This is a genomic window from Bacillus pretiosus, assembly GCF_052947655.1.
This window is the reverse complement of sequence record NZ_CM129593.1, coordinates 3,586,652-3,606,537: the sequence shown is the minus strand read 5'-3', so window position 1 is coordinate 3,606,537 and position 19,886 is coordinate 3,586,652. Positions and strand designations below refer to the sequence as shown.

At 33.1% G+C, this 19,886-nt stretch carries 21 protein-coding genes; 17 read left to right on the top strand and 4 right to left on the bottom strand.

What is annotated here, in order from left to right; genetic code table 11:
* Positions 1–27: 27 nt before the first annotated feature.
* From ACU8YW_RS18430 to ACU8YW_RS18390, 9 genes are all read left to right on the top strand, one after another.
* The gene (locus tag ACU8YW_RS18430; protein ID WP_088064263.1) at positions 28–1,437 is read left to right on the top strand and encodes a GH1 family beta-glucosidase; all 1,410 of its coding nucleotides are present in this window, start codon (positions 28–30) and stop codon (positions 1,435–1,437) included.
* A 30-nt stretch (positions 1,438–1,467) separates the two neighbouring features.
* The gene (locus ACU8YW_RS18425; protein ID WP_088122945.1) at positions 1,468–2,175 is read left to right on the top strand and encodes a GntR family transcriptional regulator; all 708 of its coding nucleotides are present in this window, start codon (positions 1,468–1,470) and stop codon (positions 2,173–2,175) included.
* Positions 2,176–2,390: 215 nt separating this feature from the next.
* Positions 2,391–2,582 carry a hypothetical protein gene (locus ACU8YW_RS18420; protein ID WP_000575326.1) on the top strand — a complete coding sequence of 64 codons (192 nt, stop codon included), beginning with the start codon at positions 2,391–2,393 and terminating at the stop codon, positions 2,580–2,582.
* A gap of 53 nt (positions 2,583–2,635) precedes the next feature.
* Complete coding sequence (gene bshB2 / locus ACU8YW_RS18415) at positions 2,636–3,316, top strand: bacillithiol biosynthesis deacetylase BshB2 (protein WP_088609511.1); 681 nt, start codon at positions 2,636–2,638, stop codon at positions 3,314–3,316.
* A gap of 23 nt (positions 3,317–3,339) precedes the next feature.
* A complete protein-coding gene (locus tag ACU8YW_RS18410; RefSeq protein WP_088609500.1) occupies positions 3,340–4,113 on the top strand; it encodes an alpha/beta fold hydrolase in 774 nt (257 codons plus the stop codon).
* Positions 4,114–4,181: 68 nt separating this feature from the next.
* On the top strand, positions 4,182–5,615 hold the full coding sequence (pdxR, locus tag ACU8YW_RS18405) for a MocR-like pyridoxine biosynthesis transcription factor PdxR (protein ID WP_048545917.1): 1,434 nt from the start codon (positions 4,182–4,184) through the stop codon (positions 5,613–5,615).
* 33 nt (positions 5,616–5,648) lie between these two features.
* On the top strand, positions 5,649–6,005 hold the full coding sequence (locus tag ACU8YW_RS18400) for a CidA/LrgA family holin-like protein (RefSeq protein ID WP_060487518.1): 357 nt from the start codon (positions 5,649–5,651) through the stop codon (positions 6,003–6,005).
* Between the two features lie 23 nt (positions 6,006–6,028).
* A complete protein-coding gene (locus ACU8YW_RS18395; protein WP_060487517.1) occupies positions 6,029–6,700 on the top strand; it encodes an LrgB family protein in 672 nt (223 codons plus the stop codon).
* 20 nt (positions 6,701–6,720) lie between these two features.
* Positions 6,721–7,146, top strand: coding sequence for a YfmQ family protein (locus ACU8YW_RS18390; protein WP_088064260.1), 426 nt, complete (start codon positions 6,721–6,723; stop codon positions 7,144–7,146).
* Between the two features lie 22 nt (positions 7,147–7,168).
* On the opposite strand, the gene ACU8YW_RS18385 is transcribed toward ACU8YW_RS18390, so the two are convergent.
* Positions 7,169–7,582 carry a CBO0543 family protein gene (locus ACU8YW_RS18385; RefSeq protein ID WP_141542695.1) on the bottom strand — a complete coding sequence of 138 codons (414 nt, stop codon included), beginning with the start codon at positions 7,580–7,582 and terminating at the stop codon, positions 7,169–7,171.
* The gene (locus ACU8YW_RS18380; protein WP_087985011.1) at positions 7,545–8,723 is read right to left on the bottom strand and encodes a DUF2515 domain-containing protein; all 1,179 of its coding nucleotides are present in this window, start codon (positions 8,721–8,723) and stop codon (positions 7,545–7,547) included. Before ACU8YW_RS18380 ends, ACU8YW_RS18385 begins: the two co-directional genes overlap by 38 nt.
* A gap of 309 nt (positions 8,724–9,032) precedes the next feature.
* Between ACU8YW_RS18380 and ACU8YW_RS18375 the strand changes: the two genes are divergently transcribed.
* The 4 genes from ACU8YW_RS18375 to murG are packed head-to-tail and all read left to right on the top strand — an operon-like array spanning position 9,033 to position 12,389.
* The gene (locus ACU8YW_RS18375; RefSeq protein WP_088064259.1) at positions 9,033–10,019 is read left to right on the top strand and encodes a UDP-N-acetylglucosamine 4,6-dehydratase family protein; all 987 of its coding nucleotides are present in this window, start codon (positions 9,033–9,035) and stop codon (positions 10,017–10,019) included.
* Positions 10,016–10,927 carry an SDR family oxidoreductase gene (locus ACU8YW_RS18370; RefSeq protein WP_060487513.1) on the top strand — a complete coding sequence of 304 codons (912 nt, stop codon included), beginning with the start codon at positions 10,016–10,018 and terminating at the stop codon, positions 10,925–10,927. The genes ACU8YW_RS18375 and ACU8YW_RS18370 overlap by 4 nt, the downstream gene beginning before the upstream one ends.
* A gap of 25 nt (positions 10,928–10,952) precedes the next feature.
* Entirely contained in the window at positions 10,953–11,273 is a 321-nt protein-coding gene (locus ACU8YW_RS18365; RefSeq protein ID WP_060487512.1) for a DUF6572 domain-containing protein, read from the top strand.
* Between the two features lie 48 nt (positions 11,274–11,321).
* A complete protein-coding gene (gene murG, locus ACU8YW_RS18360; protein WP_088609498.1) occupies positions 11,322–12,389 on the top strand; it encodes an undecaprenyldiphospho-muramoylpentapeptide beta-N-acetylglucosaminyltransferase in 1,068 nt (355 codons plus the stop codon).
* Between the two features lie 96 nt (positions 12,390–12,485).
* Here murG and ACU8YW_RS18355 read toward each other — a convergent pair whose 3' ends face one another.
* Positions 12,486–15,206: a sensor domain-containing phosphodiesterase gene (locus tag ACU8YW_RS18355; protein ID WP_137014260.1), complete on the bottom strand. Its 2,721-nt coding sequence runs from the start codon at positions 15,204–15,206 to the stop codon at positions 12,486–12,488.
* Between the two features lie 439 nt (positions 15,207–15,645).
* Between ACU8YW_RS18355 and ACU8YW_RS18350 the strand changes: the two genes are divergently transcribed.
* From ACU8YW_RS18350 to ACU8YW_RS18340, 3 genes are all read left to right on the top strand, one after another.
* A complete protein-coding gene (locus tag ACU8YW_RS18350; RefSeq protein ID WP_097889691.1) occupies positions 15,646–16,461 on the top strand; it encodes an alpha/beta fold hydrolase in 816 nt (271 codons plus the stop codon).
* A 30-nt stretch (positions 16,462–16,491) separates the two neighbouring features.
* Positions 16,492–17,067, top strand: a complete 576-nt coding sequence (locus tag ACU8YW_RS18345) for a histidine phosphatase family protein (RefSeq protein ID WP_088609497.1) — start codon at positions 16,492–16,494, stop codon at positions 17,065–17,067.
* Between the two features lie 317 nt (positions 17,068–17,384).
* Positions 17,385–17,702 carry a hypothetical protein gene (locus tag ACU8YW_RS18340; RefSeq protein WP_060487508.1) on the top strand — a complete coding sequence of 106 codons (318 nt, stop codon included), beginning with the start codon at positions 17,385–17,387 and terminating at the stop codon, positions 17,700–17,702.
* Between the two features lie 91 nt (positions 17,703–17,793).
* Here ACU8YW_RS18340 and ACU8YW_RS18335 read toward each other — a convergent pair whose 3' ends face one another.
* Positions 17,794–18,432 carry a YczE/YyaS/YitT family protein gene (locus ACU8YW_RS18335; RefSeq protein ID WP_097889693.1) on the bottom strand — a complete coding sequence of 213 codons (639 nt, stop codon included), beginning with the start codon at positions 18,430–18,432 and terminating at the stop codon, positions 17,794–17,796.
* A gap of 193 nt (positions 18,433–18,625) precedes the next feature.
* Here ACU8YW_RS18335 and pepT point away from each other — a divergent pair, with 193 nt between their 5' ends.
* A complete protein-coding gene (gene pepT, locus ACU8YW_RS18330) occupies positions 18,626–19,858 on the top strand; it encodes a peptidase T (protein ID WP_097889694.1) in 1,233 nt (410 codons plus the stop codon).
* Positions 19,859–19,886: the final 28 nt, after the last annotated feature.

Genomic DNA, 19,886 nt, shown 5'->3' with positions numbered 1-19,886 from the left:
TATTCTAATGAAATGGAGGTATATACTATGAAGTTTCCACATGATTTTTTATTCGGAGCTGCTTCAGCTTCTTATCAAGTAGAAGGTGCATGGAATGAGGATGGAAAAGGTGTTACGAATTGGGATGAGTTTTCAAAAATTCCTGGCAAAACATACAATGGAACAAATGGTGATGTAGCGGTTGATCATTATCATCGATATAAGGAAGATGTTCGTTTAATGGCTGAGATGGGATTGGAATCGTATCGTTTTTCGATTTCTTGGGCGAGAATATTGCCGAATGGAGATGGAGAGGTAAATGAAAAAGGCATTAAATTTTATAACAATTTAATTGATGAATGTTTAAAGTACGGGATTGTACCGTTTGTCACTTTATATCATTGGGATCTACCATTACCGTTAGAAAAGGATGGTGGGTGGACGAATAAACGAACAGCAGATGCTTTTGTAAAGTATGCCGAAATTTGCTTTAAAGCATTTGGTGATAGAGTGAAACATTGGATTACTTTTAATGAAACAGTAATGTTTTGTGGATTAGGCTATTTAAAAGGTGCACATCCACCAGGGATAAAAAATGATGTTCCAAAGTATTTTCAAGCGACTCATTATGTATTTTATGCACATGCGAAAACAGTTGCGGTGTACAAGCAGCTGAAACAATATGGGGAGATTGGGATTACACATGTTTTCTTACCTGCTTATAGTGTGGATGATGAAAAAGAAAATATACTAGCAGCAAATCATGCGAATGAATATGAAACGTATTGGTATTATGATCCAGTTTTAAAAGGTGAGTATCCACCTTATGTTGTTCAACAATTAAAGGAAAAAGGGTGGACTCCTAATTGGACGGTTGAAGAATTAGAAATCATTAAACAAAATGCCGAAAAGAATGATTTTATTGGCTTGAATTATTATCAACCAATACGAGTAGAAAGATACGATATGGATATAAAGAGCGATGAGCATTCTCGAGAAAACTCAACACTTGCTCCAGGTAATCCTTCTTTTGATGGTTTTTATCGCACAGTAAAAATGGATGATAAAACATATACAAAATGGGGATGGGAAATATCTCCCGAAGGTTTCTTAGATGGATTGCATATGTTGAAAGAGCGTTACGGTGACATAAAGATGTATGTAACGGAAAATGGACTTGGTGATGAAGATCCAATCATTGAAGGAGAAGTTGTAGATGTTCCGAGAATTAAATTTATTGAAGAGCATTTAAAAGTAATAAAGCGTGCAATTGAAGAGGGAATCAATTTAAAAGGTTATTATGCATGGTCAGTGATTGATTTATTAAGTTGGTTAAATGGGTATAAAAAGCAATATGGCTTTATTTTTGTCGATCATAATGATAACTTAAAACGTAAGAAAAAACTTTCGTTTCATTGGTATAAACATGTGATCGAAACGAGAGGAGAAGAGTTATAACAGATAAAAGAGTATTTTAGGAGAAAGTGTATGAGTGCAAAGTATAAACAAATTGCAGATGTGTTAGAGCAAAACATTAGAGATGGGCTTTTTAATGAAACGAAAAAACTACCTACAGAAGAAGCTTTGATGAATCGGTTTGAAGTAAGCCGTAATACGATACGTAAAGTAATTAGTCAGCTTGTAAATAGAGGTTATATTTTTCAAGTGCAAGGTAGTGGTATGTTTTTACGTGAAACTTCTGTAACAGATTACATTAATTTAGGAAGTTTACGTGGATTAACGAAAAATCTCGTTTCGCAAAATATTGAAACGAAAGTGTTAGAGCTTGAAGTAATAGATGCGGACGAAGATATAGCAAAGCGGATGCAATGCGAAGCTGGAACTAGGATATATTTTTTGAAGCGTTTAAGAATTGTAGATGGTAAACCATTCTCTATTGAAGTAAGTTATTTCAAAAAGGATATTATTCCATATTTGAATAAAGAAATAGCATTAAGCTCTGTATACAGTTATTTCATTGAAGATTTACGATTAAATATTGGCTTTGCCGATAAATTTATTAGTTGTGAAAAAGTAAATAAAGAAAACGCGCAGCTGTTAGAATTAAATGAAGGTGATCCGGCGCTTCTTATTGAAAATACAGTATGTCTTGTAAACGGGACAATTTTCGAGTTATCTCAATCGATGTTTCATTATGAAAAGACTAAACTTTTAAATCGAATTAATTTCAAATAAAAATAGAAAATAATTTATCGTGTGAAAAGCAACTGAGTCCAAAGTGATCAGTTGCTTTTTATTTTTTAAAGTGGATGAGCAAAAAAACACAAAAGTGGTTGGTCCGTTTTTTGTAAACATCTATTATGATAAGAGAAGAAAGGTAGTATGTTATTAAAGTTTTAAAGAGGAAGTTCTTTATTAAAATAGATTGTCTTTAGAGAGGTGAAAATACAATGATTTTTGCAATTTCACTAGTGGTTATTATTGTAATTGGATCCCTGTTTGGGACCGTGTTAGTTGCACGAAATGTGGAGGAGAATTACGGCAAGTCTACAAAGAGAAATGTGAAAAACTTATCAACTATTTATATTCTTCTTCTTTTCGTACTACTTGTTGGGGTAACGTGGTATGCGGTAGTGATTTAATAGTTTTGAAAGAAAAAAGTTAATATTGTATATGATGGAGGAGTATGATTTTGATAAAAAATGAACGCCACGTTTTAATTGTTTTTCCGCATCCAGATGATGAGTCATATTGCGTGGCAGGTACAATTTTAGCTTATGCGCAGCGAAATGTTCCTCTTACTTATGTTTGCTTAACGTTAGGTGAAATGGGGAGAACGATGGGGAATCCTCCTTTTGCAACACGTGAATCATTAAATGTTATAAGAGAGACGGAACTAAAGAGGGCTACAAATATTTTAGGGATTAAAGATTTACGTATGATGGGATATCGTGATAAAACTCTTGAATTTGAAACTCCCGGAGAGTTAAGACGTGTATTACAAAAATGTGTAGAAGAAGTGAATCCTTCGCTAGTTATTTCTTTTTATCCGGGATATGCGGTTCATCCAGATCATGATGCAACAGGAGAAGCGGTAGCAGAGGCGTTAGCTAATATTCCGGAATATAAAAGGCCAACATTTTATGCGGTAGCTTTTTCGAAGAATCATGAAGCGGAAATAGGTCCTCCGCATTTTAAAAACGAAGTGAAAGAATATGTTCCCAAAAAATTAGAGGCATTGCAAGCACATGCATCACAATTTGCGACGAAAGTAACGGAACTAAAAAGAGAGTATGAAGAAGGTGTACCGGAAACAGTAGAGTGGTTAGAAAAGGAACCATTTTGGATATATTCATTCAAAGATAAGAGTAAGTGACGTTATAGCTGAAGGTGATGAATATGTATTTTGAATATAAGAATCGGAAAATTTCTTACAATATAGAAGGATCGGGCCCTGTTATATTGTTATTACACGGTCTTGGTGGGAACGCAAACAATTGGTTATATCAAAGGCAATATTTCAAAGAGAATTGGACGGTGATTTCTCTTGATTTACCGGGGCATGGGAAATCGGAAGGGCTGGAAATTCTTTTTAAAGAATATGCAAATGTATTGTATGAGTTATGCAGTTATTTAAAGATACAAAAAGTAGTTATGTGTGGTCTTTCAAAAGGAGCTAGAGTCGGTATCGATTTTGCTATTCAATATCCAGGCTTTGTTTCTAGTTTAATTGTTGTAAATGCATTTCCCTATTTGGAGCCTGAAGATCGAAAAGAACGAATTGAAGTATATGATTTACTTAGCTTACACGATAATGGAAAAACATGGGCGGATACATTATTGAAGGCGATGGGAGTAGCAGATAATGAAGTAATTGTTAGGGGATTTTATCAATCTTTACAGTCTATTAATTCGGTGCATATTCAAAGATTATTTGCTGAATTAGTAGATTATGATCAAAGACTGTTTCTTTCAAATATTTCATGTCCTACTTTAATTATAAGAGGGGAAAATGATGATTTCGTTCCCGAGAAATATGTAAGAGAGTTTGAAAGACGTTTGAAAAATACAACTTTTATTGAGTTTAAAAATAGTGGACACTTACCTTATTTAGAACAGCCGACTAGCTTTAATATGACGGTAGAAAGATTTTTAAATCATGTAATTAATTAATACTATTATTAAAGTTAATACTGTTATTAGGGAATCAAGGATAGTTCGTTTTGAGAGGGGGCAACAAGGTGGAATGGAAACCAAATCGTGCAGATAAGACGCCTGTATATAAACAAATAGCGGATTATATGGAAAGGGGTATTTCTTCAGGTGAGTTTCCTTCTGACAGCAAGTTACCTTCTGAGCGTACGTTAGCGAAAGAATTACAGGTGAACCGGAGTACAATAGTAGCTGCGTATGAAGAATTAAAATCACTTGGAGTAGTAGAACGGCAAAAGGGAAGCGGAACAAGGGTCAATACAGATATATGGGGTGTCTCACATAAACGAATACCGAACTGGGGTAGGTACGTGGAGGATGGATCGTTCTTACCTAACGTACCACTCGTTCAACAAATTAGAACGGAAACACAAAAAGACGACTTAATTAATTTAGCGAGTGGTGAATTGTCACCAGAATTGATTCCGAGCGATAGATTCCGAACGATTTTGTCGGAGAAAACATTTATGGAAAACCTCGGTTATGACCATCCGCTTGGAAATGAAATGTTGAGAAAAACAATTGCAGCACATGTTCAGCAATATAAACAAATTGAAGCAGATTCGAATTCTATCCTTATTACATCTGGCGCACAACAGGCACTTAACCTTATCGTGCAATGCTTATTAAAACCAGGAGACGCGATTGCAATTGAAGATCCGTCGTATTGTTTTTCATTGCCGATGTTTAAATCTGCTGGCTTAAAAATATTCCATCTACCTGTTGATCAGCATGGAATGAATCCAGATGACTTAATTGATTTGCATAAAAAGCATCGTATTCGCATGGTATTTTTGAATCCAGATTATCAAAATCCAACGGGAACTGTGTTGTCATTAGCAAGGCGTAAAAAGGTTTTAGAGCTGTCTTCTGAATTTGGTATACCGATTGTAGAAGATGATCCGTATAGTTTAACTTCATTTAATGGAGAAGTGAATCCTACATTAAAGTCAATGGATCAAAACGGGAATGTTCTTTATATAAGTTCATTATCAAAAATTGTTGCATCAGGATTACGTATTGGCTGGGTAATTGGCCCTACGCGTGTAATAGAACGTTTAGCGGATGCAAAACAGCAAGTTGATTTTGGCCATAGTGTATTTACGCAGTGGGTGGCAAATCAATTTTTAGAATCAGAAGATTTTCATGCACATATTACAATGCTTCGTGAGCAATTGAAAGACAGAAGAGATGTGTTAATTAGAAAGCTTGAAGAAATATTAGGGGACCAGGTTGAATTTTTTGTTCCAGAGGGTGGAATACATTTATGGTGCAAAGTGCAAGGAACATTTGATGAATATCATTTATTAGGCGAATCTATACGAAATGGTGTAGCGTTTGTCCCGGGAAGTGTTTTAGGTACTAAAAATGAATATATTCGTTTTACTTTTGGGAGAGTAGATGTCGAACAAATTCAACTGGGAATTACGAGGTTTGCGGAAACGTTAAATGAGATCTCATAATAGTGATGCGTAATATTGAAATGAGGGAAAGAAATGAAGTACGTGGCGCTTTTACTGCAAGTAGGCGTGCTATATGTATTTAGCTTAGTTGGTACGTGGATTCAGGAAGTATTCCATTTATCAATGCCAGGAAGTTTAATTGGGATGTTAATGCTGTTTCTGCTCCTTTCTACTCGTATTTTACCATTAAAGTGGTTTGAGGAAGGTGCGGAAAAGTTACTCGTATTTTTACCGTTATTTCTAATTCCTTCGACAACAGGGCTGATGGAATTCGGGTCTTTTCTTTTCGGTAAGGGGAGTATTATATTCCTGTTAGTAGTTGCAAGTACGGTAGTAACTTTAATTGTTTCAGGATATATAAGTCAATTATTAGTAACATCAAAAAAATAAAATCGACAAGGTGCACGATGCAAATGGTCTTAATTATTATTACTGTAGTAATGTATGTATTGGCGACAAAGTTATATAAAAAAATTCCGTTTCCATTTACGTTACCGGTGTTAACAGTTACAGCGAGTATGATTTGCTTATTTTTAATTTTTGATATTTCTCATCATGAATATAGGGAAAATGGGGGAGATATTCTTTCCGGCTTATTAAGTCCTGCAATTGTAGCGTTAGCGATACCTTTATTTAAAGAGCGAAACATACTTATGAAAAACTTTTTGTCGATACTTATCGGTGTAGCGGTAGGTATAGTGGTTTTAACGAGTATGAATGTAGTGATTGGCGGGATGTTAAATATAGATAAGGAACTCATATTAACAACACTGCCGCAATTAGCGACGATGCCTATTGCTATTTCATTAGCGGATCAAATTGGCGGTATTCCATCTATGACTTCTAGTTTTGTAGTTGTTGCAGGGATAACAGGTGCTATTATCGGACCAACAGTACTTAAGTTTTTCCGAATAACAAGTACGATTGGAAAAGGAGTGGGGATGGGCTGCGCATCACATATTATCGGTGTGAGCCGTCTCGTGAAGGAAGGCGAAAAAGAAGCGACAATCGGTTCGGTAACGATGATTGTAACGGGAATACTCATTAGTATATTCATACCGTATGGAACGAAATTTATATTTTAAAATGTAATGGAGATGAGAAAATGACAACATGGTTTATAGTTACTTTATTTATTTTTGGCGCTGTTAAAGTGCTAGTTTCTAGTATGCCAACTTCTGTTGTAGAATCAATTATTAGTAGATTTGAATTGCATCAAAAACTTGAGGAAGAGAATACCTCTATATCGATAGATGGAAAGAATATAGAGGGAGAAATGAAACGACAAGTTATTCATGAATTTAATGAAGCTTTATTTTTAGATAAACATTATTTCCCGCCACATGGAGAAGGAACACCACTTGTTATTGATACGAAGAAAGGGAATAAAGAGATTAGATTTTCTCTATATAGCCATGAGGAACATGTTGATGTAATCAAGCAATATAAGAAGAAAATCGTTGCTTATCGTTTACGTTCAAAAAGTCTTCAAACTCTTGCACCATTAGCAATAACCGAAGATTATGCTTAAGAAGAGATCGATTATGGTCTCTTCATTTTTGTATGAAATGATATACTTTCCAAATAAAAGAAAAGAAAATCATATAGCCAAATAAAGAATATGTATGATTCCAATCCAAGCTATGAATAAAGAAACCGAATCTTTCAGCAACTTGTTCAAAAATGCTGGCAAAAATACCTATTGAAATAATAAGTAGAATTCTAGAAATTGTAGATAATGTTTTGGAAATTTGTATAAAAACAGCTGTTAAAATCGGTAGTACAAACAAAGTAAAGCCAATGTTAACTGAAAATATGGATGAGAATGGTCTAACGGGAAAGGAATACATTTGGTTCGCAACAAAGAAAGCATCTAAGCAAGTTCCGATAATAGAAGAGAGTAAGATTGTAACTGCTAATGCTAGAAAATCATTCTTCTTCTCGAAGGAGGACGTTTTTCTTTGCAAGAATTGCCAACTCAATTGTTTCGAGTGTTTTACAGTAGTCTTCTGTAATTTGTCCATTTATATTTTCCTCCTTATCTACTAAGTAATTTACAACTTGCCAGTCCGTAAACCAATCTTCATTGTCAACTTCTTCATGCTTCATATCTCGCCATGCATAGATGAGTGCAGGACTGTATATACGATAAGCGCCACTACGCAACTGGCATTTCTTTATTCGACGCTTATAAAACTCACGGGAAAAAGATTCATTGACACTTGAAAATAAATGAGGCCAGTAATCTTTCCTTGATCCTGTATGCGGATGGTGCTGGGCCCAGCTTATTATTTGAGATAAAACATGTGTGTCTCGAAATAATAATGAATACAACCTTTTTCCAATTAAGATTCGTTCGTGTAAGGAAGTGAAATGTTTCATTGTATCACCAAATAGTAATACTTTGAGTTTCTTATCATTTTCGTAGAATGGGAAAAGAATATGATTAAATTGAAAGAAATCAAAGAGTTTAAATCCAATACTATTAAGTACAGTCTTTTTAAATTGTATATTTTGAATCACTCTTTTTTCTAAGTAGTGTTGCTCATTAATAATAGTTGCAATGGCTAATGTTTTTTTGTTACCTGTTTTCCAAAAATCGTTCCACATCGTTTCCATAAATGTAGAAACATTTAGGTGAGGGAGAAGGTGAAATAGCTTTTGTGCTCTTTTCACACTTTGTTCATAAAGCAGAAATTGAGGATATACATCTTGGAAAATAAGCCAATTCCCTCTTTCTAAAAAAGAAAAAAATGTGATTTGATCTTTCTCTGATAAAATTTTCGTATATAAATCGCCCTTTAAATCAGTCATATTCCAACCGCCGTTACGTGATACCATATGCCCAAGTAGTGCCCAATGTATTTCTGGATATTGAGTGTAAAATTGGTAGTATGCTCGTGTTCTTGTCACATTATTTTTATTTAGCTGTTCAGTTTGTATTTTTATGTTGTTGATGATGAGTTGCTCTTCTTTCGTTAATTTATACATCGAGCCAGAATGTATGAGTTTGCTTTTTTGTTTTAATTCATTTTTTACATCAAATAGGGAGAGAGGCAGTGCTTTGGAAGGTCCGTTATATGTATGATTTGAATTGCTTCGGTACATTCCGTTACCTCCATTTTTCATAAATTTAAACATGATTATTGGCTATGAATCGTTCTATTTATTTTATTACGAGTATAAGAAATAAATGAGCGGTGTTTTTTATAAGGGTTTAGTTATCATGCAAAAAGTATAAAAAATCTTACTGTTGTGAGGTGAAATAAAAAACAGAAACTATTTTTAATAGTTTCTGTTTTTTTATTTTGTCAATTAAATGTAACAAACGACAATTATGATTTAAATCAATTGAAAATAATTCAATAAATTTTATAAATACAATTTTAATTGAAATGTGTGGTAGGAGGAAAAGAAATGCTAAATAAAATAATTTTAATTACTGGTGGTACAGGTTCGTGGGGACAGGAACTTATAAAACAATTATTAGAAAAATCACCGAAAGAAATTAGAGTTTTTTCAAGAAATGAAACGGTTCAGTTTGAAATGCAGCAACAGTTTATAAATGATGATAGATTAAAATTTATTATTGGAGATATTCGTGATAAAGATCAACTAGTCTATGCATGCCAAGGTGTCCATTATGTATTCCATCTTGCAGCTTTAAAACATGTTCCAGTATGTGAGTATTATCCTTATGAAGCTATAAAAACAAATATACATGGTACACAAAATGTAATTGAAGCATCTATACAGATGCAAGTTGAGAAAGTTATATATGTTTCAACGGATAAAGCGGCCGATCCATCAAATACGTATGGGATGACAAAAGCAATTGGTGAGAAGTTAATGGTGCATGCGAATATGCAAACGAAGAAAACAAAATTCATTTGTGTTCGTGGTGGAAATGTTTTGGGGACGAGCGGAAGTGTGGTACCACTCTTTAAAAAACAAATTAAAAAATCTTTACAAGTAGGGATTACCGATGCAAATATGACTAGATTTTTCTTAACGATTGAAGATGCTGTTGGATTGTTATTTAAAGCCGTATATCAAGGTAGAGGTGGGGAAATCTTTGTTATGAAAATGCCGGCATGTAAAATAACAGATTTAGCAGAAGTGTTAATTGAAGATTCGAAAAAGGAAAACGTGAAGGTAAAAGAAGTAGGGATAAGACCGGGTGAAAAATTAAGTGAAATGCTTTTATCTGAGGTAGAGAGTAAAACAAGTATAAGTTTTGATCAAAATTATTTTGTGGTACTACCGACTATTCCTATAGAAGGACTGCAAGAATATTATGCTAGCTATCCGCTTGTGGATGTGAAGAGTTTTAGTTCTCAACAAGACTTACTTACAAAACACGAGGTGAAACAAATGTTATTAAAAGGAGGGTTTTTACGATGAAAAAAAATGCGAGTCTTTTAATAACTGGTGCAAATGGTTTCACAGGACGCCATGCTTGCCAATATTTTTTAGAGCAGGGCTTTCATGTAATTCCTATGTTTCAAAATCGTGCACATAGAGAAATAATTGGGAATGGTATTACTTGTAATTTAACTAATAAGAGCGAAGTAATGAAGGTAATGAAACAAATAAAGCCAGATTATGTATTGCATTTAGCAGGAAAGAATTCGGTCATAGAGTCTTGGACAGCTGCTCTTGAATATGTAGAGGTTAATGTAATAGGGACGTTATATTTATTAGAAGCAATTAAGCAAGAAGTACCTCACTGTAGAACATTGGTTATAGGATCTGCTTTGCAAGCAGATAGTATGAGCAATATAAAAATTTCAAATCCATATAGTTTAAGTAAAACGATGCAAGTCATTATTGCAGAGGCGTGGAGTGAATTAATGAATTCAAATATTATCATTGCAAAGCCCTCGAATTTAATTGGTCCAGGAGTATCGAATGGTATTTGTTCTATTCTTGCAAAAAAAATGATAACTATAGAGTCGAATAAAAGTGAAGCAATTATTGAAGTAAACAGTTTGAAAGATAGTAGGGATTTTCTAGATGTACGTGATGCGGTTAAAGCGTATCATGTGTTATTGCGCGATGGAATAAATGGAAAACAATATAATATTGGATCAGGGATAAAACGGTCTTTATTAGATGTAATAGAACAATACAAAGAATTAACACAGCTGAGTTTTTCCATAAAAGAAGCAGAGCATAGTGGAAGCGAATCAAATGAGAGTTTAGTAATAGAGGATATAAAAAGGTTAGGTTGGGTCCCAGAAATTCAATTCCATCAATCATTAAAAGATGTACTCGAGTATGCGAAGTGTAGTGAAATCTGCATTCAATGAAAAATGAAAAGGGTGTAAGAAATATATGAATGGCTATAAAACAATGGATAATCAAAATACGCTATTTCTTTTAATTGTTGATACGCTGGACTGGAAAGATGAGGAAGAGCATGTTTTGTGTATCTATGAGGCGATAAATAAATGTCAAGCCTATGTGGAAGGTAAAAAGGGTGATAGGAAAAATCCAGTAATAGGTACAGGAACTAGGCCTGTAATTCAAGTCTTTGCTCAGTATGAATGTAGTGAGTATGGAAATGATTTTTATGATCTTATTAAAGATTTTTTGCAAGATATAGGGTTTGAGCTAAATGTTTATATAAATAATAGTAAGTTTACTTACATTTAATAGATTAGTATAAAACAAGATTTTTAATGATAAAGGTGGATATAAATTATGAATAAAAAGATTCTCTTTACTGGGGGCGGTACAGCCGGACACGTAATGATTAATATGGTATTGATTCCTAAATTTATGGAAAAAGGATGGGGAATTGAGTATATTGGATCTCAAAATGGAATTGAAAAACTATTAGTTCAAAATGTGAAATACAATAGTATTTCAACGGGGAAGCTTAGGAGATATTGGGATTGGGAGAACTTTAAAGATCCTTTTAAAATAATAAAAGGTTGCATACAAAGTTATAAATTGATGAAACGAATAAAACCAGATGTTGTTTTTTCGGCAGGAGGATTTGTGTCCGTTCCTGTAGTAATAGGAGCGTGGATGAATAAAGTACCTGTAATAATACGTGAACCAGATAGTACGTTAGGATTAGCAAATAAAATAGCATTACCTTTTACTACAAAACTATGCACAACATTTCCTCAGACAGGAGAAAATGTAAGTAATGAGAAGAAGGTTTATGTAGGACCAATTGTAAGGGAAGAAATTGAGAGGGGCAATGTATTGCGGGGAAGAAGCTATTGTAAATTTCAGCAAGATAAACCAGTATTGTTAATTATGGGTGGGAGTCAAGGTGCTCAATGGATAAATGATATGGTAAGGGGAAGTTTGGAAAAATTACTATTAAATTTTAATATTGTTCATATGTGCGGTAAAGGGAAGGTGGATTCATCTATTGGTATGGAAGGTTATATGCAATTTGAGTATATAGGGGACGAGTTGCCGCATATACTAAATATGGCGAGTGTTGTAGTTTCTAGAGCAGGTTCTACTGCTATTTCTGAATTGCTATTTTTGAAGAAACCGATGTTGCTTATCCCGTTAACTAACAGTTCTAGTAGGGGAGATCAAGTTTTAAATGCTGAATATTTTTCTCGGCAAGGATATGCGGAAGTTATAATCCAGGACAGAATAAGTACGAATGTATTCATACATGCAGTAAATAAGTTGTATACAAATAAGGAGAGATATATTCAAAACATGAATGGATATAAGAAAACAAATGATGAGGGGATTCATCAATTAATAAATATAATAAATGAAGTGGTGAAGGAATAGAAATTTAAATAAAAAAACAAAAGGAAAGAAGATATCTTCTTTCCTTTTTACTATAGTTGTTCAAATTCATTATTACTTATCCATATTAGCAATATACTATAGGTGAATACCGATTTCTAATAGCTCAGTAAATGCATGAGTATGGATAGGTTTACTATAATAGTAACCTTGAATAAACTGACATTTATTTTTTTGAAGGAAATTCACATGTTCTTTCGTTTCTACACCTTCTGCAATGACAGACATTTCTAATGTATGTGCTAATGTGATAATCGTTTTAATAATTTCCATTCCATCTTCACACGTTTCAGACATTGTAATAAATTCTCTTGGGATTTTTAACGTATCTATTGGATATAAAGGTAAATACGCTAGTGAAGAATAACCTGTACCAAAGTCGTCGATTGAAATGTGAACTCCTAAACCCTTTAGTGTGCGGAGCTTTATCAATGTTTCTCGCTCATCCATCATTGCAATGCGCTCTGTTAATTCAAGGTCGAGAGAACTTGCCGGTAAGCCTGTAGTTGCTAATGTAGAAGAAATAGACTTTACAAAATCTTCTTGTTCAAATTCTTTAGCAGATAAGTTTACACCAATTTTTAAATGAGAATATCCGAGTGTGTGCCAACGTTTCATTTGCTCACAAGCCTGCTGCAATGTCCATTTTCCTATTGGAATAATTTGTAGTGTTTCTTCAGCAATCGGAATAAATTCATATGGAGAAATAACGCCTAATTCAGGATGATTCCACCTGATTAGAGCTTCTGCACCGATAATTTTATTAGATTCACTATCAACTTGAGGTTGATACAAAAGGAACAATTCTTCATTTTGTATTGCGTTTGGTAAATCTTTTTCTAATCGTAATCGTCTTTCAATTTTTTTAGCGATTACATCGTCATAAATAGAGACAGAGTTAAGCTCTTTTGCCTTTGCATCATACATTGCAACATTAGCGTTTTTCAAAAGTGTAGCGGTATCGATTCCGGAATGTGGATAAATAGCGATGCCGATACTAAGTGATAAAGTTAATGTATGCTCATGTATGACAAACGGTTTTTCCATGCATTCAAATAACTGGTTGCATAAATCGAATAAGGAATCTTCGTCAGTATAGTTTTCAATTAAGATTGTAAATTCATCGCCACCGATTCTTGACAGATGAGTATGTGATGGAAGACATGATTGGAATCGCTTCGCTACTTCTTCTAATATGTGATCTCCTGCCGAATGTCCAAGTGTATCGTTAATTGCTTTAAAGCGATCTAAATCTAAGTATAATAATGCGAACTCACTGTCTGTTGTTTTAGCATTTTTTATAACTCTTTTTAATTTCTTATGGAAAAAGGCACGGTTCCCAATTTTCGTTACCGTATCATGGAATGCTAAATACTTTATTTCTTCTTGTTGCTTTTTTAGTGCGGTAATATCTTTTACCATAATATAACTTCCTGAAATTTGTCCGTCTATTATAATAGGGACGATGGTAACGTATAAAAAATAAGTAAAACCATCTTTATATTTAGAACTTAGTTGTAAGTATGCCGATTCTTGTTGTTTCACCTTTTCTAATGCAGATGTTAGTTTATGTTTGTCTTCATCTAAAATAATCGAAAAACAAGTTTCACCGAGTAACTCATCTGTTGGTGCTCCAAGTAGTATACTTCCGGCTTGATTTACATTTAAGAATACGCCATGTAAATCAATTGTAAAAATAGGATCAGGGTGATATTCATATAACGATTTAAACTTTTGTTGTTTTTGAGATAGAGCCTCTGATTTATGAACTAAATCAGAAGTCCGTAAAGTCACCTTTTCTTCTAGTTGTGCATTGAATGCCTGTAAACGTTTTGTTAGGGAATTGTTTTGCATACGTACAATAGAATGACGAATGAGTACGAAAATAAAAGTAATACAATTTCCTGTAATGAGAGTTGAGGATGATGTTTGTTCTTTTAATGTAAACCCGATTAGTATTGCAACAGCAAGATAGGGAAATACAACTAAAGCCTTTTTTCCTATTATAGGGTTAACAATGAAATAATTTTTATGGCTATTACGATCTGCTGAAATAGATCCAGCTATTGCAATAAATAATATAGGTATTCTATATAAAAGACGTAATAATGTTATCGTTTCAGTTGCTAAATGGTTATTTAAGTAAAAATAAATATAGTTAAAAGTTGCAGAACTTATCAATACAAAAATAAAGATATAAATCTTCCGTTTAGAATTAAAAATTGTCGGACGGAAAAAGAGACTAACGCCTAGTAGAAGAAACAATAAATCTGCAATTGGATATAGAAATGAAAGGAAAACATCGCCTAGTGAAAGAGAGAATATATTTAAATTTGGTTGATTAAATAAATACCACTCTAATGTGAATATGGAAGTAAGTACTATACATATATCACAAATAAAGAACGTTTTTTCCCATTTATCGCATTCTTTTAAAATTTTATAACTGAAAGCGATAAGACAAAAGAGTAGAAAAAACATGTAAAATACATCAGAAATAGTAAAACGATGTATTGGAATTTCGAAGAAACTATCTTGATATGTATATACTATTTTACCTAATAAAAAACTCCCAATTGCTATCGTGATACATATCCAAAACGGATTTGAACTGACTTTTTTAGAATATATAGAATAAATTAGTGATACAAATGTAATGGCTTCAACAATAAGTGAAGCGAAGCGTACATCCGAATTTGAAAAATGAGTAGGGAACAGATAAAAAAATATAAAATAGATTGAATAGCATATTAATGTTCCGATTAATATACATAGTTGTAAATTTTTATTTAATTTCAATAAAATCACCTTCTTTAATTATGCACTATATTCGTAATATCTATACATAATAATATTACTTAAAAATTGTATCAGATTTCCTTGTAAAAATCTTGTTTATAAGGAAAGTATTGAAGAGTTTAATACTTCTTAAAATTAAAAAAACATTGCGTTTGATAGTATGTATTGCATCAAGATTTTAAATAGAAATTGTATATTTAGTCATCCTTTGAATTGTAAAGGTTTTTTAGTGATTTGCAAGCGGAGATGCAAAATTGCATATAAAATGATGAGAATCCTCTTTCTAGCTGATCTTTTGATTGTTATAGGCTATTTTAAGTAAGATTTTCATTTTTAATCTGAAAATTAACATTTGTAAAAATGTTACAAAAGGATATAAAATAAGAACGTGTATTCTTACAGAGTGGATAGTATTTTCACTAAATAGGGAGGACTTTTTATGTTATGGCGAATTAAAGATGCGGAAATATACTATGAAATTGTTGGAGAGGGTAAGCCAGTCATTATTATACATGGCTGTGCGCCGGATCATAGGTTAATGATGAAATGTATGGAATCAGTATTTCAAAAATATGAAGGTTATCAACGAATATATATTGATTTACCTGGAATGGGAAAGTCGAACGCTCCAGATTGGGTAAATAGTTCAGATCATATATTAGAAGTGTTAACTATATTTATTGAAGAAATCATTCCAAAGAAAGATTTTTTACTAGTAGGAGAGTCTTTCGGCGGATATTTAGCTAGAGGGATACTTTCAAAAATGTTTGAGAGAGTCAATGGATTATTATTAATATGTCCTGTGGTTGTTGCACTGCAAAAAGAAAGACGTTTACCGGATAAACAGATAATTGTACAAGATAAGGAGTTTTTAAATACGTTAACTTCTACCGAAAGAAAAGAATTTAGCGAGTTAGCAGTGGTAGCAAATGAATATACATATAAGCGATTTAAAGAAGAAATTAAGCCGGGGTTAGATGTTGCTAATTATGAATTTATTGAAAGATTGCAAAAAAAATATTCTCTTACTATGGAGTTTCACCGAAAGAAATATGAGAAACCCGTTCTTTTATTAGCAGGAAGACAAGATATATCGGTAGGTTATCGAGATATTATAGAAATTATTGAAGATTATCCAAGAGCAACATTAGCGGTGCTTGATATGGCGGGACATAATTTGCAAATTGAACAGCCTGAACTATTCGAGAGTTTAGTAGGAGAATGGATTACACGAACAAAACAACAAAATTTATAAAAAACGAATGAATATTTTCAAGGAGGAAGTATGAATACATATATTTATATGGTTAGGCACGGTGAATCATCAAAATTAGAAGGGAGTGAAAGAACACGTGGTTTAACTGAAAAGGGAAGTTTAGACGCTCATAGAATAACAGACATATTAAAAACAGAGGGAATCGATACTTTCATTTCAAGTCCATATAAGAGGGCTGTGTTAACGATAGAAAAAACAGCCAATTTCTATGAAAAAGAAATATTAATATATGAAAACCTTAAAGAGTGTATGTTTTCCAGTGGGGATCAAGTTATATTAGATAAAGAGGTATATCCGCTTGTAAAGAAGATGTTCTCTGATCCGGATTTTGCACTAACAGAAGGAGAGTCATATAAGGATTGTCAGAGACGGGTAGTGAAAGTGTTAAAGGAAATATTAATGGATTTTCAAGGACAAAAAATTGTAATTGGCACACATGGGCTTGTAATGACACTCATGATGAATTATTTTGATAAGCAATACGGGTTTGAATTTCTAATACATACATCAAAGCCTGACATATATAAGCTGGAATTTAATGATGAACAATTATTGAATGTAAAAAAATTATGGATAGGAGAATGAAACTGAATATATGGAGTGTGTTTTAATTCGTACTTATAAAATATACTTTTTTTATAGAAAGCATTTTTATCAACTATTTTTAGAATCTTAAATCAATAAGTAATTATTCAATTTCTGAATAATATAAATGGAAGTTGGGTTAAGGAAACAATTTAAAATGTGACAAAACTCCAAACGTTGGATTTCTATTCAATTGGAAAAAAAGATGTAGAATTTTGTCTTACGGTCCCCGTTTACTTTTCATTTCATTACATATAGGCTTTGTGGTGTAAAGGGGAAAATCACCTTTATACAAAATTTATAAGGAGGACAATGTGATGAAAAAGATTAAAAAGTTTGCGGGAGTAGCTTTAGCAGGTACGGTTGGATTAAGTGGACTACTGTTTTTAGAACCAAGTGTAAGCGCTGCGGAAACAAAGCAGGTGAAAGAAGGAAATTTCAATGCGATTGATGTAACGATGAATCAAAGTGAATTTTATGTATTGAGTGGTAGAAGTATTGATATTCTTTCTGGAGATAAAGAAGCAATTCAGTTAAATAATTACACAATTCGTTTTAGTAAACCAGGGAAGTATGTAATTAAAGTAAATGGTTGTATTTATGACGATGTATATACTTTTATTGTAAATGAGTAGTATATATTCTGAAATTGTGAGATGAAAAAAGAAACACCCTATTTGCGGTGAGAATCGTAAATAGGGTGAATACTTTGTATTAAGTTGTAGTTTAAATATGTTCATTAACTTTCTCTTTGTTATGTAAAGTATGTAAGAGGGTTTGAAACATCTTAAATGATTGCTGAAAGATTGGACTTTGAATAAAGGTGTAAAGAAAAGTTACGATGAAAACAGGACCTCCTAGCATAAATCCAATAACTAGTACAACACATTCTACTATGATTCTAGCACGGCTAATAGATAGCCCTGTTTTGTCGGAAATAGTAAGCATGAATCCATCTCGAGGGCCAGCACCAATCCCAGCCGCAACATACATCCCTCCCCCAATACCTGTAATTGCAATCCCAGCAAATAAAATGAGTAAGTTTATCCATAAATAATCACTAGCGTTTGGAAGAATGTTTGATTGTAAGAAAAAGTCCATAATGGGACCGATAAGTAGTGCATTTAAAAATGTGCCCACATTTATATATTTTCGATCTACTAATAAAGAAATGAGAACGAGACATAATCCACATATGACACTCCACGTACCAATGGTCCATCCAAATCTTTGGTAGAGAGCCATATTTAAAACTTCCCAAGGATGTAAACCGAGAAATTTCACTTTGACTGCAAGAGCATTTCCAAGGCCAAAAAAAATTAACCCTAAGAAAAAAAGAAAATAGCGAAAGAGAGTTAGCCTCATCTTTAATACCTCCTATATTTTATAATTATGTATATTACATGTAAGATTTTTAATGTACAAATATTAAGACTTTTTAGTTGTTATTTAAAATTGCTAAAATACAAATGAAATATATATTCGCAGTCAAAAAAGTTAAAATATTTCGTTTTAAGGATTATAATAGAGGGAGAAACATAAAAGGGAGTGAATGAGTTTGCAACAAGAACTTATTGAAAGATTTACGAGATATGTAAAGATTGATACACAATCGAATGAAGAAAGTCATACAGTACCAACAACATCTGGACAAATTGAGTTTGGTAAGTTATTAGTGGAAGAGTTAAAAGAGATTGGCTTAACAGAAGTAACAATGGATGATAATGGGTATGTAATGGCAACACTTCCTGCTAATACGAATAAGGATGTTCCAGTAATCGGCTTTTTAGCACATTTAGATACGGCAACAGACTTTACAGGGAAAAACGTAAAACCACAAATTCATGAAAATTTTGATGGCAATGCAATTACGTTAAATGAAGAGCTAAATGTTGTGTTAACGCCAGAACAGTTTCCAGAATTACCATCATATAAAGGACATACGATTATTACAACGGATGGTACGACACTTCTAGGAGCAGATGATAAAGCTGGTCTAACTGAAATTATGGTTGCAATGAACTATTTAATACATAATCCGCAAATTAAACATGGGAAAATAAGAGTAGCATTTACGCCGGATGAAGAAATTGGTCGTGGGCCAGCGCATTTTGATGTAGAAGCATTTGGTGCATCATGTGCTTATACGATGGATGGAGGTCCATTAGGTGGTTTAGAGTATGAAAGCTTTAATGCTGCAGGTGCTAAGTTAACGTTTAACGGAACGAATACACATCCCGGAACAGCGAAAAATAAAATGCGTAATGCAACTAAACTTGCTATGGAGTTTAATGGGCACTTACCAGTAGAAGAGGCACCAGAATATACAGAAGGCTATGAAGGATTCTATCATTTACTTTCATTAAATGGTGATGTTGAGCAAAGTAAAGCGTATTATATTATTCGAGATTTTGATCGTGAAAATTTTGAGGCGCGTAAACATAACGTTGAAAATATTGTGAAGCAAATGCAAGAGAAGTATGGACAAAATGCAGTCGTTTTAGAAATGAATGATCAATACTATAACATGCTTGAAAAAATCGAACCAGTGAGAGAAATTGTTGATATTGCATATGAAGCGATGAAAAGTTTAAATATCGAACCAAACATTCACCCGATTCGTGGTGGAACAGATGGATCACAATTATCGTATATGGGATTACCAACGCCGAATATTTTCACAGGTGGTGAAAACTATCACGGTAAATTTGAATATGTTTCGGTGGATACGATGGAAAAAGCTGTTCAAGTTATTGTGGAAATCGCAAGACGCTTCGAAGAACAAGCTTAAAAAAAACCAAGTAGTGCGGATGCGCTAC